Origin of the sequence: Streptomyces sp. NPDC019531 (assembly GCF_044903305.1) — a bacterium.
Taxonomy (GTDB): Bacteria; Actinomycetota; Actinomycetes; order Streptomycetales; family Streptomycetaceae; genus Streptomyces.
In genome coordinates, this window is record NZ_JBJDQL010000088.1 from 1 (window position 1) to 17,374 (window position 17,374).

Genomic DNA, 17,374 nt, shown 5'->3' on the forward strand with positions numbered 1-17,374 from the left:
TTGCAGCGCCCGTCCGGGGCCATGCCACGCTGGGTGCTGAAGTAAACGAACATGTCCGGGTTCGCCATCACCGTCACCCCGCCCGCGAGCGCCAGGGTGCAGTCGCCGCGGCGCAGGGCCTGGGCGGCCAGATGCAGCGCTACCAGCGATGACGAGCAGGCGGTGTCCACCGTCACCGACGGGCCCTCCAGACCGAGGGTGTAGGACACCCGGCCGGAGACCAGGCTGCCGGCGTCGGTGCTGCCGGGTTCGCTGCCCATGGCGTAGTCGTGGTACATGAGGCCGGCGAAGACCCCGGTGCGGCTGCCCTTGAGGGTCGTCGGGTCGATGCCGGCGCGTTCGCAGGCCTCCCACGAGGTCTCCAGCAGCAGCCGCTGCTGCGGGTCCATTGTCAGGGCTTCCTTGGGGCTGATCCCGAAGAAGGCCGGGTCGAACTCGGCGGCGTCGTAGAGGAATCCGCCTTCCCGGGTGACAGACCTGCCGGGCGTGCCGGGCTCGGGGTCGTACAGACCCTCGATGTCCCAGCCTCGATCCGTGGGGAAACCGGACACGGCATCCACCCCGTCCGCCACCACCCGCCACAGTCCCTCCGGTGTGGTGACACCGCCGGGGTAGCGGCACGCCATGCCGACGACGACGACCGCCTCGTCGTCCGGTTTGCGGGCCGCCTCGGTGAGGCACCGCCGTGCTTCCCGCAGTTCGGCGAGGGTCCGCTTGAGATATGCCGTCAGCTTTTCCTCGTTGCTCACCGGGGCCGTCTCCCTGTGTCTGGTGGTGAGAAGCCGGCTCGCGTCGCCGGTCAACATGTCGTGGCCCGGGCGGAGCCGGCGGGCGGCGGGGCGTGGGCGGGGCGGGCGGGGCCCGGCGAGTCACCTCTCGGGTGCCGGTACGGGCCCTTCCGCGGGCTTGAGCAGCGAACCGAATTCCGGGAACTGGGCGATCGCCTCGTCGGCGGTCAGCTGCGGCCGGCGGGGGCCGCGCAGCAGGGCCGCCATCAGGGAGGGCCGCATCATCTCGGTGGGCGCTGCCGTCAGGTCGGTCATGCGCATGGTGAGGTCGGCGAGGACCGGGTGTTCCAAGGCGGTGCGGGTCCAACGCCTGGTCATGGCGTGGGAGAAGCCGGTGCCGCGGAGGGTGACGTCGGTCTCCACGCCGGGGAAGCCGCTGTCGTTGGTGACGGCCATCTGCCAGGCGGGGGCGACGACCTTGGCGACGGCCGACTGCACCTTGCGGGAGAAGCCGGGGACGAGGCCGGTGGTGCGCAGCTGGGTGCGCAGCGCGAGGGCGCCGAGCGCGGCGAGGGACATGCCGGTGGCGTAGTTGGGGCTGAGCACGCAGACGACGTCGCCCAGCGCCACGTATCCGTCGGGTACCGGCAGCTTCTCGTAGAAGCGGCGCCGGTTGGCGAGGGCGCGGGCGTGGCGGATGGGGCCGATGGGGGTGGCCTGCTCGAGGAGTTCGGCGACGACGGGGTGGCGCAGGCTGCGGGCGTACTCCAGGAAGCCTTCGTCGTCGTTGGGCGGGTGGGCGCCCCGGGTGCCCATCAGGGCGACGATCCAGCGGCCGTCCTCGTTGGGGAAGAGTGCCGCTCCCCGGCCGGGCCGGCCGGAGCCGGACTCGGTCTGGATGAGGACGGCGGGCATGTCCGCGGCGGCCTCGAGCGGGGCGGTGTACCAGCGGCCGGCGTAGGCGAGGCCGGCGTCGAGGTGTTCCTCCGTGACGTCGGGCAGGCCGAGTGCGGACAGCCACTGGGGAGACTTGGACCGGCTGCCGCTGGCGTCGACGACGAGGTCCGCCCCGAGTTGTTCCTCGGGGCCTCCGTCGGCCGGTGCCACCCGGACACCGGTGATCTTCTGCGGGTCGCCGAGGAGCCCGGTGACCCGGGTGCCCTCCCGGACGGTGATCCGCTTCGTCCACAGGGCCTGGGCGCGCAAGGTGTGGTCGATGAGGTCGCGGCTGCAGGCGATGACGTACGCGTCGGTGGGGTGGCGCCGGAACCAGCCCTGCGCGGTGAGGGTCAGGATCTCCTGGCCCAGCAGGCGCCGGTGGGCGCCGGCCTCCAGCAGCCGCGCGGTGGTGCCGGGCAGGAGGGCGTCGACGGCCTGGGTGCCGCCACGCATCAGCAGGTGGTTCTGGTAGGCCTGCGGCAGCCCTTTGCGGTGCTGGGGGGCGGCCGGGAAGCGGTCGCCCTCGACGAGGGTGACGCGGTCGGTGTGGCGGGCGAGGGTGGAGGCGGCGAGCAGGCCGGCGATGCCGCCGCCGAGAACCACGGCGTGCGTCATACGGCTTCGCCTGCTTCCACGGAGCGGCGGGCGGCTTCCTTCTCCAGGGCCGCGAACGTGCGCGGGATGTCGCGGCGCATCATCTTCAGGAAGAACAGCCGGAAGAACGGCACGAATCCGCCGTGCAGTTCGATGTCGCGGGTGACGGTGACCCGGTCGGTGCCGGCCGGGTCGAACCGGGTGGTGATGAGCATCTTGCCCATGGGCATGGGCGATTCGGTGGAGTAGGAGCGCTCGGGGTCGACCGCGGTGACGGTGAAAGGGCCGCGGGAGTTGCCCGGGGTGCCGTGCAGCCGGGTCCAGCCGGTGCCGCCCGGGGCGAAGGGGCCGTCGAAGCCGCAGTCCACCAGGTGTGGGTCCCAGTCGGCCCAGGTGCCCGCGTCGGTCGCGGTCGTCCAGATGTCACTGATGCTGCCGTTGATCGTCACGGACTCGCTGAACTTCAGTTGCATGGAACCCCCCTGGGATCCGAGGTGCCGGGGCGGGGCGGGCGGTCAGCCCGCGGTCTGGCCGGTGGCGGGCCCGAAGGCCTCCATGTCGGTGGCGATGACGTACTCGGAGACATCGGTGGTGTCCGGCTCGATGCGGCCGAGGGCCTTCTCCATCGGGCCGGCGAGCCGCTGCTCCTTCGCCTCGTCCTGAGCGGGGCGCCGCTCGGCGAACTCGGGCATGACCTCGGCGGCGAACAACTCCAGGGACTCGCAGATGTGCTCGTGCCGGGTGCTGCCGATCTGGGCCTGGAAGATGATCTGGTCGATGCCGGCTTCCTCGTAACCGCGGACCATGGCCCGGAGTTTGTCGGGAGTGCCGATGGCGCGGCGCAGCGACTCGACCCGGGAGGCCATCTCCGGCGGCAGGTTGTCGGCGTAGCCGTCGCGGATCTGCTCGAAGGCGCTGCCGAGGTCGGTGGTGCCGGGGCGGTGATGGCCGAAGGCGTAATAGTGGCCGAAGGCGTGGGCGAAGAAGTGGGCGCCGTCGAGGCCGCGGTCGAAGGCCGTCTGCTCGTCCTCGTGGCACATGAACGGCATGACGATGGCGAAGTTGGGGTTGACCGCCCGGCCCACCGGCACGCACTCCTCGGAGGCGATGATCCGGTAGTACTCCTCGGCCCACTCGCGGGCCTCTTCAACTGAGATGAAGGCGATGGACAGCGCGCCCATGCCGAGGCGGGCGGCGGTCCTGATGGTCTCGGCGTTGCTGCAGGCCAGCCAGAGCGGCGGGTGCGGCTTTTGCTTGGGCTTGGGCACGACGTTGCGCGGCGGGACGTCGATCCAGGTGCCCTTGTGGCCGGTGAACGGCTCGTCGGCGAGCATCCGGGTGACCACGCCGATGGCCTCGCGCCACTGCTCCCGCTTGGTCTCGCGCTCCACGCCGAAGCCGCCGAGCTCGTGCTGGGTGCTGCCCTGACCGGAGCCGAAGTCGACGCGGCCGCCGGAGACCAGGTCCAGCATGGCGAGGCGCTCGGCGACGCGGGCGGGGTGGTTCACGGCCGGCGGCAGCGACACGATGCCATGGGCGAGGCGTATGCGCTCGGTGCGGGCGGCGGCGGCGGCGAGGAACACCTCGGGCGCGCTGCCGTGGGAGTACTCCTCCAGGAAGTGGTGCTCGGTGGCCCAGACGTAGTCGTAACCCAGGTGGTCGGCGGTTTCGATCTGTTCCAGCGATTCCCGGATGACGCGTTCTTCGCTGTCCTGCGTCCAGGGCCGCGGTACTTGGTGATGGTAGAGCAGACCAAAACGCATGACGGATCCTCTTCCTCTGCGGATCATTCGCGACGCAGGCCACAGTAATCCGGGGCGGTGGCATCGGATCCCCTAGCAAACCCCTAGCCTCCCTTAGCCGTATTTACCGCCCGCCCCCGGGGTCGGGGAACTGGGATGCCGGGCCCTTAGGGGGCTTCTGGAGGCTTTTTGCCGGCCGTGCCGCGATAGGAAGTGAGGACAGCGCGGCGGATCGGTATCTGCCGTTTCCCTAATCGACAATCGGAGGGTCGGAATGGGACGAGTGGACGGCAAGGTCGTGGTGATCACCGGGGCCGGCCGCGGGCAGGGCCGCAGTCACGCCGTACGACTGGCAGAGGAGGGCGCCGACATCATCGCCCTGGACGTGTGCCAGGACAACGAGATCGCCGAGTATCCGATGGCGAGCGCGGAGGATCTTCAGGAAACGGCCCGGCTGGTGGAGAAGGCGGGCCGCCGGGTGGTCGCTCTGCAGGCCGATGTGCGCGACCGGGCCGCTCTGGACTCGGCGATCGCCGAGGGTGTCGAGCAGTTGGGACGCCTGGACGCGGTGGTGGCCAACGCGGGGATCAGTCCAGTCGGTGCCAACCGGCCGCTGCGGGCGTTCGGGGACACCGTGGACGTCAATCTGACGGGCGTTCTCAACACGGTGCACGCCTCGATGCCCCACCTTGGCGACGGTGCGTCCGTGGTCGTGATCGGCTCGGCGGCCGGGCTGCTGTTCGACCACGGGCAGCCGGGTCCGATGGGGCCGGGCGGAACCGGGTACGCGTTCGCCAAGCAGGCGCTGGTGCAGTACGTGAACTGGTTCGCGCCGTTCCTCGCGCCGAGCGGACGGCGGCTGAACGCCGTACATCCGGCGAACGTGGACACGGAGATGATCCGCAACGAGGCGATGTACCGGATCTTCCGCCCCGATCTGGAGGAGCCGACGTTCGAGGACGCGGTGCCGGGCCTGACGACGGTGCAGGCGATGCCGATTCCGTTCGTGGAGCCGGTGGATGTCTCGCACGCGGTGGTCTACCTGGTCTCGGACGAGTCCCGTTTTGTGACGGGGCTGCACCTGAAGGTGGACGGCGGCGCCCTGGTCAACGCCGGAAAGTGAACAGGACGACGGCCGCCGCGGGCAGGTGTCCGCGGCGGCCGTCGTGTTGTGCCGCGCGGGGGAACGCGGCACGAGGCACGGGCCGTGCCCCTTCGTCGGGGGATGTCCGGAGCGGCGCGGCCCGTGGGTTTCGGGGACTTCGTCCTCACAGCCGCTGCAAGACGAAGTCGTCGGCCGGCCCTCCGTGGAAGAGAACGTCGGCACGGCCGCTGAGCAAGTAGGTGCCGTACGGGGTGGCGGCCGCGTCCGTGGGAACGGGCACCGGCCAGGGGGCCCTGGTGTGAGCCACGCGGGCGGTCGTCCAGCAGGAGGCAGCGCCGACCTCGACAACGGCGTCGTGTCCTGCGGCGGCCGCCAGGTTGTCGGGGACCACGAGCAGGGAGTTGTCACGGCGCAGCACGGTGCCGTCGCCGCCGGCCGGCGCGGGATCCTCCAGGACGACGCTCAACGCGCCGGGCCGGTCCAGCGGGATGCGCACGATGCGGCCCGCGCTGTAGTGGTTGACCAGGAGGAACCCTCGTGGGTGCAGGGCGATGCCGGTGATGCCGGCGCCCTCGTTTGCGGGGGCAAGGGGTTCGCCGGCGACCAGGATGGACGCCTCGCCGCCGGCGGTGACGCGGTAGACGTACCCGGCTGCCGGGTCGACGACATAGGCGTTGCCGTCCGCGTCTACGCAGATGCGGTCGGCGGCGTGGATCGGGGACGGGCCGAGGGCCGGGTCGACCAGCCGGACCTGCCGACCGGTGGCCAGGTCGTACTCGACGAGGCCGGAGGCCTTCAGAAAGGTCTCCGGCATGGAGCGCGTGCCCACGCCCAGGTCGTGGTAGCCGGTGCGGAACCGGCCCCGCCGGACGTCGACGTGCATGCCGACGCGGAGACGATGTGTGGATCGGGGTCGTCGACCAGGGGCATGACCCTTCCGTCGAGGCCGACCATGGCGACACTGCCGTGGCGGGTGGAACTGACCAGGAAGGCATTGCGGCGTGGGATCCCAGGCAATGCCTTCCTGGTGCAGGGAGTCCGCGTGTCCGGTGATCGTCCGTGGGCGGCCGTGGGGAGCGGCGCCCTGGTCGGGCCGATTGGCCGCGGCATGCGCGGCGGGGACGAGGAGTGAGGTGGTGGCCGTGGCGAGAGCAGGCGCTCTTCGACGGCCGATGGGCTGCTGAATCATGGAGACCGTCCTCAGCGAGCGGTCAAAGGCTGGGAAACAGGGAGGGAGTTACCAGGTGACGGGCAGGGTGCCCGCCACGCCTTGGACGAGGGTGTCGGTCTTGAAGCGGACGTCTTCCTCGGGGACGGCGAGCCTCAGCGTGGGCATGCGCTGGATCAGAGCGCCGAAGACGACCTCCAGTTCGACCCGGACCAGGTTGGCGCCGGGGCACTGGTGGATGCCGTGGCCGAAGGCGGAGTGGCCGCGGGCGTCGCGGTGGATGTCGAAGGTGTCGGGGTCGGGGAAGGCCTTCTCGTCGCGGTTGGCGGAGCCGGTGAGCGCGATCACGCCCTCGCCCTCGCGCAGTACGATGCCGCCGATCTCGACGTCCTGGGTGAGGACACGGGCGGGGCTGGAGTCGGCGATGGCCAGGTAGCGCAGGAGTTCCTCGACCGCGCCGGGCAGGAGCTGCGGGTTCTCGCGGAGCTCGGCGAGCTGCTCGGGGTGCTGCAGCAGCACCATGGTGCCCAGGGCAATCATGTTGGAGGTGGTGTCGAAGCCGCCGAACAGGAGGTTCTTGGCCAGCCCCGCGATGTCCCGGGCGACGAGGGTGCCCTCGGTGCGGTTCTTGACGACGATCCGGCCGACCAGATCGTCGCCGGGCCGCTCCTCCTGCGCGGCGACGAGGCGGTTGAGATACTCCTCCAGCTCCTGCTGAGCGGTCATCATCTCCTGCGGTTCCACGTCGCTGCGGACCAACGTCTCGGCGCAGCGCCTGAAGAAGTCGCTGTCCTCGGCGGGCACCCCCATCAGTTCGCAGAAGATCAGCGACGGTACGGGGAAGGCGAGCGAGGCGATCAGGTCGACGGTGCCGCCGCTGCCGCCGGCCTCCAGCATGGCGTCGATGTGCCGGTCGACGATCTCCTGGATGCGGGGCCGCAGCGCCTGGACGCGGCGGGCGGTCAGCTCGGGCACCAGCATCCGGCGGCGCTCGCCGTGCTCGGGCGGGTCCATGCCGACGAGGGGCAGCTCAAGTTGCTGCAGGACCTCGTCGGGGACGGGCACCTGCAGGGGGTATGCGGGGTGCTTCCAGTTGGAGCTGGTGGTGGAATCCCCGAGCAGCTGCCGGACGTCCTCGTGCCGGGACAACAACCAGACCTCCTTGCCCGACCAGCGCAGCCGCGCCTTCGACACGGGTTCTTCGGCGCGGAGTTCGGCGTACCCCTCGGGCGGGCTGAACGGGCACTTCCGGTGCATCGGGAATTCCCGCGGCTCGCCGCCGCTGCCCGTGCTTTCGGCCACTTCGGTCATTCGGAGATTGCCTTTCGACAAGGGCGGATGATTTCCGCCTCGTGGTGGGTGACACGGAATCGATCGCGACGACCGCCGCAGTAAGGGAAATCTGGAGAACCGGAGAAAACGGGGTCGTACGGCGAGAACCTACTCATCCCCAATTCCCTGTCATCCCCTACGGCCCCCTAGGCGGTCCCGGCGTCGCCGGGGTATTCCGCCGTCGGAATACCGCAGTCGTGGTCCTCGTCTTCGAGGAGCCCCAGCGCGCACATCTCGCCCACCCAGAGTTCGAGGTCGGCGCGGGCGTTGGCCTGGTCGACCTCCCAGGCGTCGGCCAGGGTGCGGGCGGCCGCGTCGCGGTCCCCGTCGCACTGGCGCAGCGCGATCCACATGAGGGTGTCGCTGGCGTTTCCGACGTAGCTCATCGTCTCCCCCAACCGGCCCAGGAGCAGGCGTCCCTGACTGTCGATCGACACGGTCACGCCTCGCTTCGGCCGAACGCGCACGGCTCGCCCTCCGTCACTGCCGGGTCCGTCCCCGCGCCCACGCGGTCCGCCGCGCCGTCCCCCCACCGAGCGCCCGTGCTCGCCTGCCCGACGATCACCTTGCACACCTCCCCGGCTCATGTGGCCCCTGCGCCACGACACTTGCTCAAACAATCGTCTCGTACGTACGTGCGTCTGCCCTGGGGTGTGATCCGGTACAGACGGCTCCGCCCGGACCCGCCCCCAGCCGAGCGTATGCAGCACGCGACCCCGCGGCCGGACCCGGCTGCGGGGTCGCGCGGCAGCCCTCGATCGAGCGTGGCCGCCGGTCAGGCGGTCACGGCGACCGCCTGGACCGCCGGTGTCCGCAGGACACGAAGTGCCGTGCCCAGCACGGTGATCAGAGTGGCCCCGGTAGCGATCGCGACGATCGCCAGCCAGATGCCCAGCCCCTGGTCGGGCAGGACCGAGTCGGTCTTCGCCGCGTTGAAGGGCAGGATGCCCGCGATGGCGGCCACAGTGCCGAAGAACGCCCCGAGCACGGTCAGCACAAGCGCCTCGACGGTCACCGCCGTAAGCACCTGCCCGGGAGTCGCACCCGCGAGACGCTGCTGGCCGAACTCCCTGCTGCGGTCGGAGGTCGCCGCGTACAGGCTGTTGATCAGCATGACGCAGGCGAAGGCCACGATGATGCCGACGACCACGAGGTTCATGGTCTCGACGTTCTTGTCGGTGACGGACTGGGTCAGGCCGGAGGCCTCCAGTACGTCGTTGTCGATGGCCTGCATGTAGAGCGTCGCGGTTGCCATGCCGATGAAGAGGATCAGCGGCAGCAGCACGCCGGACTGCTCGGCAGCGCGCCGGCGCATGTTCTGGGCGGCGAGATAGCCGCTGCTCCCGGCGATCCCGGTGAGCAACGGTTCACACCGCTCCATCAGGCCCCGCAGGGCCAGGGGCGCGACGAGCGCGAGGCCGACCGCGATCAGCACGGCCCCGTACACCGCCGGCGCCATCACCAGGGGATCGTCCGGGTCGATGGACAGGGTGATGCACACCCCGATGGTGCCGACGACGACCGCGGCCGCACCGATCAGTACGCGGATCCGGGACCTGCCGGAGCTGCGGATGCCGGCCGCGGCCCGCGTCGCCCGCCGCACGGCGAGGAACGCGGCTCCCACGGATGCCAGGAGAGTGGTGTCGATACCGGTCAGCAGGGCGACGGGACCGAAGGTGTAGTCCACGTTCTGGGCGACCTGCCCGCTGTCCTGGAACAGGTCGAGCAGCATCCGGCCGCCGAGCATCCCCGGTCCGATCGCCAGCAGCGCGCCGATCAGGGCGACCACCGCCGATTCGCCGACGACCATCAGCCGGATCTGGGCCGGGGTGGCTCCGGTGCTGCGCAGCAGGGAGATCTCCTCGCTGCGCTGCCGCACGTTGACGGTCATCGTGGAGGCGACTGCGAAGAACACCAGCAGCGTGCCGTAGCCGCCGACCACGCCGGCGACCTGGCCCAGCGACTTCGCGCTGACGTCGTCGACGCCCGTCGCCTGTGCGGTGTCGTGCATGGAGTTGAACGTCATGATGATCGCGGCACCGAGGAACGTCGCCAGCAGCGTGGCGGCGAGGCGTCCGGGGCGGTGCCGGATGGAGCGCATGGCCAGGGCGAGCACGGCTCAGACCTCCGTCGGCTGGGACTGGTGAACCAGGTCGCCCAGGTGGGCCAGCCGCTCCGCGACGGCGTCCACGGTCGGGCTCGCCATCCGCCCGACCAGCCGGCCGTCCGCGAGGAACAGCACGGCGTCGGCGTAGGACGCGGCGACAGGGTCGTGCGTCACCATGACCACGGTCCGGCCGTGGACGTTCACGGCCTCCTGGAGGAGGGAGAGGATCTCCCGCGCGCTGCGGGTGTCCAGTGCGCCGGTGGGCTCGTCCGCGAAGATCACCCGAGGCTCGGCGACCAGGGCCCGGGCAATGGCGACGCGCTGCCGCTGGCCGCCGGAGAGCTGGTCCGGACGGTGGTCGACACGGCCGCCGAGACCGACCCGGTCCAGGACCTCGCGGGCCAGCCGGTTGTCGACGCGCCGGCCGGCGAGCTTCAGCGGAAGGGTGGTGTTCTGCAGCACGGTGAGCGTGGGCAGCAGGTTGTAGTGCTGGAAGACGAAGCCGATCCGCGTCCGGCGGAACTTCGTCAGCGCCGCTTCCTTCCCGCCGGTCATCTCCTCGCCGTCCACCATGACGACACCCTTGTCGGGCCGGTCCAGTCCGGCCGCGCACTGCAACAGGGTCGACTTGCCGGAGCCGGAGGGGCCCATGACCGCGGTGAAACTCCCGGCGGGCAGGGTCAGGCTCACATCGTCCAGCGCGGTCACACGGTTGTCGGCGCTGCCGTAGACCTTGGTCACTCCGACCAGGCGCAGCGCTTCGGCGCTACCGGTGCGCTCGGTCCTGCTCGTACGTCGCAACATTCCATACCCTCCGTAGGACGACTCTCTGCGCCACATCACTGACGCTACGGGCGCCGACGCCCTGTCACATTGGGCGTACCACCCGAGTACGGGGTGTCCTTAGGTACACCCCGGTCCGTGTCAACCACTGGCCGGCCCAGCGCAGTTGGCCTGTGCCCGCAGGTCACCGGGGCCCCGGGGCCGGCCCCGGGCGGGTCAGCCACCCGGGGTGAAGCCCGCGAGCGGGCCGGTGTCGCAGGCGCGGTCCCCGCTGCGGGGGGGGGCGGCTCAGCTGCACGGGCAGCGGTCCGACGCGGCGCGCGGCGGCCGCCCCGGTGCGGGAGTGGTCGCGGTCGGGCCGGGGTACGTCCTCCCGCGCCACCGCGGATAGCGCCCGCTCGCCGTGCCACTGGACGCACTCCGGGTCCTGCCCGTCCATCGGCAGCCCGGTGAAGAACCTGGCCGCCGTGCAGCCGCCCCGGCAGCTGTCGTACGCCGCGCAGGAGCCGCAGGCCCCGGGCTCCTGCGGCGCGCGCAGCCGCGGGAACCGGGGCGACTCACGCCATACGGCCGTGAAGCCGTAGAGGTCGAGGACGTTGCCGGCCCGGAAGGCGTCGTGGACCGCGAAGGGGCAGGCGTAGACGTCACCCACGGGATCGATCAGGCACACCCGGTCGGCCCCGCACAGGATGAGCCAAAGGACAGACGCCGGGTCCCGTAGTGGTAGGCGAGCGCCCCGAACGGCTCGGGCCGCAGGGCGACCCGGCGTGAACAGCGGTACGGCAGCTCTGGTCGAACACCGTGTCTCCTACGCGCTCGACGGCACCGGCAGGGCTTCATCCTGTGCGAGCCGACGACACAACGCGCCCCGGAGCGACCCCTGCCCAGCCCCTACGCCCTGTCGTCACATCCGCGTGGTCCGCCCGGAGGACGGGTCCCGCGGCGGCGATGGGGGTTCCCGCGAGCGGATTCGCGCGTGCGGGAGCGTGCGATCGCAAGGCTCCGGAGCGCCCTCGTCGCGGAGTCACGTGGGCGGTTCGGCAACGCGGCGGGGGTCCAGTGGGTGCCAGGCGTCGTGGGCCAGGCGGGAATGTGACGACAGGGCCTGCGGACAGGACCGGGCGCAAACGGGCGCCACCCGGGGGTGCATCACAACAGGTAGGCCTCCGCGTCCGCGACCGGCTCGGGGACGCCCACCATCGCGAGGCCGGCCGGCAGGTCGGTGCGGCCGTTCACGCCGAGCTTGCGGTACACCCGGGTGAGGTGCTGTTCGACGGTGGAGACGGTGATGAAAAGCCGTCGCCCTATGGCGCGGTTGGTGTGCCCGAGCGCGGCCAGCATGGCGACCTTGCGCTCCGCCTGGCTCAGCATCGGCGCCCGGTCGGCGTCCCCGGCCTGCTCGGCGGCAGGCACCGCGTCCTCGGCGGTCCGGTCGCGCCGGCGCTGCGTCGGAATGGGGGCCGACTGGCACGCCTTGGTCTCCTGGGTTGCCCGGCGGGAAGTCTCCCGGGCCCGCTCGAACTCGCCCAGCTCCTGGTACACCTGGCTGAGTTCGGCCAGGGCGCAGGCGTGCTCGAAGCGTTCGCCGGCGGCCTCCAGGCAGTCGGCGGAGTCGGCGAGCAGGCGCTGCCGTTGGGCGAGTTCGCTGCAGCCGGCCAGAACGCGCAGGGCGCGGCCGCGGGCGCCCTTGTCGTCCGGCTTGCAGCGCTCGAGCTGCTGGCGGGCGAGCTGGTGCGCCGTCCGGCGCCGGCCGAGGCGCAGATTGGCCTCGGCGAGGTCGATGCGCACCGGCATCAGGGCCGTCAGGTCCAGGTTCCAATGGCGCTGCATGCCGACGCAGGTCTCGAAGTCGTTCAGCGACGCCAGGACCTGGTCGGTGGCCAGGTGATATCTGCCCCGCGCATGTAGATAGCGCAGGCCGAGCACGGTGCCGAACAGGGCGTCGGGCAGCACGTACCGCAGCGCCCGGGCGGCCGCCTCGTACCGTCCCAGGGCGGTGTTGCTGCGCACCAGCACGGCGAGCGGATAGCCGATGAGGACGCCCCAGCTCTCCGGCGGCAGGGTGGCGAGGGCTCCGTCCGCGTGGGCGACCGCGGTGGTCAGCTCGCCGCGCCGCAGCGCTATGTCCGCGCGGACCGACCGCAACAGCGCCTCCCAGGTGGGGGCGGAGCGGCGGCCGGCCTCCTCGATGAGGTCCTCGCACACGGTCGCGGCCTTGTCGGCCTTGGCGCCGTGGCCCAGGGCGATCAGCGCAGTGGCGAGCGCTTCCACCGTGTTGTCGCCGAGCTGGCAGCTCTGCAGGATGTGTTCGGCGCTGGCGGTCGCGGCCTCGCTGCTGCCCTGCGTCCATACGTCGGCCAGCGCGCCGGCCGCACGGGTCCAGGGGTCTTCGCTGCGGGGCTCCGGTTCGGCGAGGTCCAGTTGCGTCGAGGGCCCGTGGATCCACAGGGCCGCGAGCCGCACCGCGGCCCGGGTCTTCAGGTCGACCTGGTTCTCCGGGGCCCGGACCAGGGCCAGTGCCTTCTCCGCGACCGCGGTCTCGCCCTGCCACAGCGCCTGCCGGATCAGGGTGACCAGCTCGGGCCCGGCCAGCCGGCCGTCCTGCATGGCCTGCTCCAGCTCGCCGAAGTGGACCATGGCGGCAGCGGGGTTGAGCCGCCAGTGCGCGCGCACCAGTGTCTCGACGGTGGAGGCCCGCTCGTGCTCGTCGCTCTCCGCGCCCAGCGCCAGCTTCAGGTAGCGCACGGCGAGTACGGCCGAGTCGTCGGCCAGCGCCTTCTCCGCTGCCTCCCTGAGGATCGCCGTCGACCAGGCCCCCGCCATCCGGTCGGCAGCGATCAGATGGCCGGCGACGAGGTCGCTGGCGGCACCGCGCTCGTAGAGCAGTTCGGCCGCGTGCAGCCGCAGTCGGGTGTGTTCGGCGGGCAGCAGGCTGCCAAGTACCACGCTTTCGGCGGCGCGGCTGCGCAGCCGGCCCGCTTGCAGCAGGCCCGCGTCGGTGAGGACGTCCAGCGCCTGGGTCACGCTGCGGCTCTCCAGGCCGAGCAGCTGCCCCATGCGCGCCGGTGTGGCTTCGCCGCCGAGCAGGACGAGCGTCTGGGCGACGCGCAGCAGGTCGGTGTCCCAGGCGTGCAGGCAGGACAGGACGGCACGGGCGAACGCGGGCCCGGTCGGCGGTTCCTGCTCCGCGGTGTCCTCCGTGTCGGCGAAGCCGTCGCGGCGGTCCTCCAGCAGCGCCTTCAGCAGGACCGCGTTGCCGCCGCTGGCCCGGTGGTAGTCCTGGGCCATCCGGTGCGGCACGGGTCCGTCCAGCGCCGCGGCCAGGACACCGGCCACCCGGTCGACGCCGAGCGGCACCAGGTGGATCCACTGGTGCCCGAACCGGTTCAACTCGGCGTGGAACTTGGCCGGTACGCACTGTGGCCGTTCCCACTCGGTGAGGATGACCAGCACCCGGGCGCTCTCCATGCGGCGCTGCAGCCAGAGCAGGAAGTTCAGGGAGGTGCTGTCCGCGAACTGGATGTCGTCGACGGCGATGACCAGGGGCCGTTCCTCGGCCCGCTCCAGAAGTAAGCCGCTGAGCCGGTGCAGCGCCTGCGCCTCGTCGCGCCGCATGCCGCCGATGTCCGCGGTGTCAGCCGGGTCGCGTAAGACCTCGGCCCGCATCAGCGCCTCCAGCTGGATGGCGACGGCGGCGGGAAGTTCGGTGCTGTGCACCAGTTGCTCCAATACGCCGGCCCGCATCATCTGCTCGGCTCTCGATCCGCTGGCGCGCATCACCAGCGCGCCACAGTCCGACGCGTCCTTGCAGAAGTCACGGAGCAGGTCGGTCTTGCCGACCCCCAACCCCCCGTTGACCAGGACGACATGACCGTGTCCCGCCTCGCTCTCTCGGTACAGGCGCTTGAGTCGGCTGAGCTCTTCTTGGTGGATAGGCGTCATCAACGGTTCCCCCTTGAACCCGTAACGTGCCCTTGCCTAAACGTGCTCTGCGTGTCCTGTGGCGCTCCTCGGGCCGCGACGCCGGCGTCCGCGCGAAGCGGGCCGGCCGATGCGGCTGACTACACGTCGTGATCCGGGAAAGTGTGCTCCGCCGTCCAGGGACAACGGGGACACGAACCAACCTAACGGAACGCCAGTTCGATGCCTGATGCGGATGACTGGCAGGTGGACGCGGCTGACTGCACCCAAGGAAACGCGCTGACCGACATACCGAGCCCCCGCTCATTGATCCAGCCACGACGACGATGACGAGATCGCCTCCGGCCGAGAACGGCCGGCGAGGTACAGCCCCCAGCCACCTCGACTCAAACACACGTCCGTCCCATACGAGCGTGCGTCTGAATGCTACCTGAGCCGTGGCTGAAACGCTAAGAGGTAACGGTTCTTTAAAGCCAGCCGGTAGCTGTCACGTCGGACACACCGCCCAAACTGCCGGTTGACGCAAAAACACCCGGTGCCGCCTGCGTCCCGCTGGTCGAGACGGCAGGCGAACACCGGGCGAACCGGCACAACTCCGGCTCAGCCGCGTGTCTCCAGTTCCTCATCAAGGATGGCGAAAAGATCCTCTGCCGAGGCCGCCTCCAGATCGGCCCCGACTCCGGGGTCCTCCGTGTGGAAAAGCAGCTCCTGAAGATACCGGGCAAGCGCCGTGGCCGACGGGTGGTCGAAGACGAGCATCGGCGCGAGGTTGCGTCCCGCCACAGTGACCATGCGGTTGCGCATCTCGAGCGCGCTCAGCGAGTCGAAACCGATGTCCAGGAAGCCGCGTTCGGGGTCGATCGCCTCCGCACCGCCGTGCCCGAGCACCGAGGCCGCATGGGTACGGACGATCTCCAGCAGCGCGCTCTCCCGCTCCGCGGCGGACAGTCTCGACAGCCTCCCCACCAGCTCAGTCCCGGTGGCCTCCCCCGCCGCGCCGCGTGCCGTAAGACGCACCGGCACGCGCACGAGGCGGCGCAGCAGCGCCGGCACCACGCCCGGACGTCCGCGCAGCGCAGCCGTGTTGAGGCGCACCGGCGCGACCACCGATTCCCCCGTGGCGAGCGCCGCGTCGAACAGGGCCAGGCCGTCCTCCACCGAGAAGGCGGGCAGCCCCTGGCTCTCCATCCGCTGCAGATCGATCTCCGACAGTTCGCGGCTCATCCCCATGTCCACCGCCCAGGCTCCCCAGGCCAGCGAGATCGCGGGAAGGCCCAAGCGCTGCCGTTCCAGGGCCAGTCCGTCCAGGAAGACGTTCGCGGCGGCGTAACCCGCCTGTCCCTGGGCCAGCACCATCCCGCCGGCCGAGGAGTACAGCACGAAGGCCCGCAGATCCAGGTGGCGGGTGAGCTCGTGCAGATGCCAGGCCCCGTTCACCTTCGGCGCGAACGTCGCGTCCACCGACTCCGGTGTCCACGAGCCGATCACCCCGTTGTGGACGACACCGGCCGTATGGACGATTCCGGTGAGGGGATGCTCGGCGGGTACAGCGGCGAGGAGAGCGGCGAGGTCGTCGCGATCGGCGACGTCACATGCGGTGATGGTCACCTCGGCGCCCGCGGCGGCGAGTTCCTTCTCGAGTTCGCTCGCCCCGGTGGCCTCGGGTCCGCGCCGGCTGACCAGCAGCAGATGCCGTACGCCGTGCTCGGCCACGAGATGCCGGGCCAGGGCCGCACCCAGGCCGCCCGTGCCTCCGGTGACCAGTACGGTCCCGTCCGCGCCGAAGCCGGACAGTGCGGTCGGCCCGTCGGCCGTGCCTGCCGCGCCGGACATGCCGGAGGCGCGAGCCCAGCGGGGCAGGAGGATCCGCCCATGGTGGATCGCGGCCTCGGGTTCCCCGCTGGCCACGGCCGCGGGCAGCAGGGCGCGCGACTCGGGGGCGTCGTCGAGGTCGATCAGCTGGAAGCGGCCCGGATTCTCCGCCTGGGCCGCTCGGAGCAGGCCCCACACCGGGTACTGACCGAGATCGAGCTCGGTGCCGGGTTCGGTGTGGGCGGCGTTGCGGGTCGTCACGATCAACCGCGCGTCGGCGAAGCGGTCTTGGGCGAGCCATTGCTGGACCACCGACAGGGTGTCGTACGCCGTGGAGCGCGCGGCTGCGAGGGGGCCGTCGTCGGCGGCTTCGGCGGGGCACTCGTAGAGGATCGTGCCAGGGACCGGTCCCTCGGTGGGCAGGTCGCGCCACGGCAGCAGCGCGGGGGCGTCTGCCCCGGTCGCAGCCGGCGGAGCGAGCAGCGGCTCCCATTCGATCCGGAACAGGGAGTCGCCCTCCGTGTCGGCCGCCAACTGGGCCGCCGAGACCGGCCTGAGGGCCAGCACGTCCACCGAGCCGACCGGTCGGCCTTCCATATCGGCCAGTTGCATGGAGAGCTTGTTCTCGCCGGGTCGCGACAGCCGCACCCGCACGGCCGACGTCCCCATGGCACGCAGGCTCACGCCCGACCACGAGTAGGGCAGCAGCGTCGGCTCGTCTCCCGTTTCACCGACGCTGAGTGCGTGCATGGCGGCGTCGAGGAGGGCGGGGTGGATGCCGAATCGGGGGGCCTGGTCGGTGGACTCTCCGTCGGGGAGGGTTACTTCGGCGTAGACGTCGTCACCGTCGTGCCAGGCGGCCTTCAGGCCTTGGAACACCGGGCCGTAGGCGTAGCCCTGGCGCAGGAGGGTGTCGTAGGCGTCGTCGACGGTCAGCGCTGTGGCGCCGGGCGGGGGCCACTGGGTCAGGTCCGGGGCGGGAGCCTGCCGCGATGCGGGGGCGAGGGTGCCGTCGGCGTGCAGGGTCCAGTCCGTGTGCGGGGGGTTGGTGGTGTCGGGGCGGGAGTAGATGCGCAGGGTGCGGCGTCCGGTGTCGTCGGGGGCGGCTACGGCGACCTGGATCTGGACGCCGGCGCCGCCTTC

14 protein-coding genes are annotated in these 17,374 nt (G+C 71.3%); 1 reads left to right on the forward strand and 13 read right to left on the reverse strand.

Annotated features, from left to right (window positions below; genetic code table 11):
- From ACI2L1_RS43905 to ACI2L1_RS43920, 4 genes are all read right to left on the reverse strand, one after another.
- Positions 1-806: beta-ketoacyl synthase N-terminal-like domain-containing protein (locus ACI2L1_RS43905; RefSeq protein WP_404745091.1), on the reverse strand; the 806-nt coding region annotated here is incomplete at its 3' end.
- 63 nt (positions 807-869) lie between these two features.
- Positions 870-2,282, reverse strand: coding sequence for an NAD(P)/FAD-dependent oxidoreductase (locus ACI2L1_RS43910; RefSeq protein WP_404745092.1), 1,413 nt, complete (start codon positions 2,280-2,282; stop codon positions 870-872).
- Positions 2,279-2,734, reverse strand: coding sequence for an SRPBCC family protein (locus ACI2L1_RS43915; protein ID WP_404745093.1), 456 nt, complete (start codon positions 2,732-2,734; stop codon positions 2,279-2,281). Before ACI2L1_RS43915 ends, ACI2L1_RS43910 begins: the two co-directional genes overlap by 4 nt.
- 42 nt (positions 2,735-2,776) lie before the next feature.
- Positions 2,777-4,024, reverse strand: coding sequence for an LLM class flavin-dependent oxidoreductase (locus ACI2L1_RS43920; protein WP_404745094.1), 1,248 nt, complete (start codon positions 4,022-4,024; stop codon positions 2,777-2,779).
- 253 nt (positions 4,025-4,277) lie between these two features.
- Here ACI2L1_RS43920 and ACI2L1_RS43925 point away from each other — a divergent pair, with 253 nt between their 5' ends.
- Positions 4,278-5,126: a mycofactocin-coupled SDR family oxidoreductase gene (locus ACI2L1_RS43925; protein WP_404745095.1), complete on the forward strand. Its 849-nt coding sequence runs from the start codon at positions 4,278-4,280 to the stop codon at positions 5,124-5,126.
- A gap of 145 nt (positions 5,127-5,271) precedes the next feature.
- On the opposite strand, the gene ACI2L1_RS43930 is transcribed toward ACI2L1_RS43925, so the two are convergent.
- The 9 genes from ACI2L1_RS43930 to ACI2L1_RS43970 form a co-directional block, all read right to left on the reverse strand.
- A complete protein-coding gene (locus ACI2L1_RS43930; protein ID WP_404745096.1) occupies positions 5,272-5,991 on the reverse strand; it encodes a hypothetical protein in 720 nt (239 codons plus the stop codon).
- Positions 5,992-6,345: 354 nt separating this feature from the next.
- Positions 6,346-7,587: a cytochrome P450 gene (locus tag ACI2L1_RS43935; protein ID WP_404745097.1), complete on the reverse strand. Its 1,242-nt coding sequence runs from the start codon at positions 7,585-7,587 to the stop codon at positions 6,346-6,348.
- Positions 7,588-7,754: 167 nt separating this feature from the next.
- Positions 7,755-8,045, reverse strand: coding sequence for a PqqD family protein (locus tag ACI2L1_RS43940; RefSeq protein ID WP_404745098.1), 291 nt, complete (start codon positions 8,043-8,045; stop codon positions 7,755-7,757).
- Between the two features lie 338 nt (positions 8,046-8,383).
- The gene (locus tag ACI2L1_RS43945) at positions 8,384-9,724 is read right to left on the reverse strand and encodes an FtsX-like permease family protein (protein ID WP_404745099.1); all 1,341 of its coding nucleotides are present in this window, start codon (positions 9,722-9,724) and stop codon (positions 8,384-8,386) included.
- Between the two features lie 3 nt (positions 9,725-9,727).
- Entirely contained in the window at positions 9,728-10,519 is a 792-nt protein-coding gene (locus tag ACI2L1_RS43950; protein ID WP_404745100.1) for an ABC transporter ATP-binding protein, read from the reverse strand.
- 163 nt (positions 10,520-10,682) lie between these two features.
- Positions 10,683-11,150: an SPASM domain-containing protein gene (locus tag ACI2L1_RS43955; protein ID WP_404745101.1), complete on the reverse strand. Its 468-nt coding sequence runs from the start codon at positions 11,148-11,150 to the stop codon at positions 10,683-10,685.
- Between the two features lie 8 nt (positions 11,151-11,158).
- Positions 11,159-11,338: a mycofactocin biosynthesis chaperone MftB gene (mftB, locus tag ACI2L1_RS43960; protein ID WP_404745102.1), complete on the reverse strand. Its 180-nt coding sequence runs from the start codon at positions 11,336-11,338 to the stop codon at positions 11,159-11,161.
- Between the two features lie 309 nt (positions 11,339-11,647).
- Positions 11,648-14,440 carry an AAA family ATPase gene (locus tag ACI2L1_RS43965; RefSeq protein ID WP_404745103.1) on the reverse strand — a complete coding sequence of 931 codons (2,793 nt, stop codon included), beginning with the start codon at positions 14,438-14,440 and terminating at the stop codon, positions 11,648-11,650.
- A 579-nt stretch (positions 14,441-15,019) separates the two neighbouring features.
- The coding region (locus ACI2L1_RS43970) for a type I polyketide synthase (protein WP_404745104.1) at positions 15,020-17,374 on the reverse strand (2,355 nt) is incomplete at its 5' end.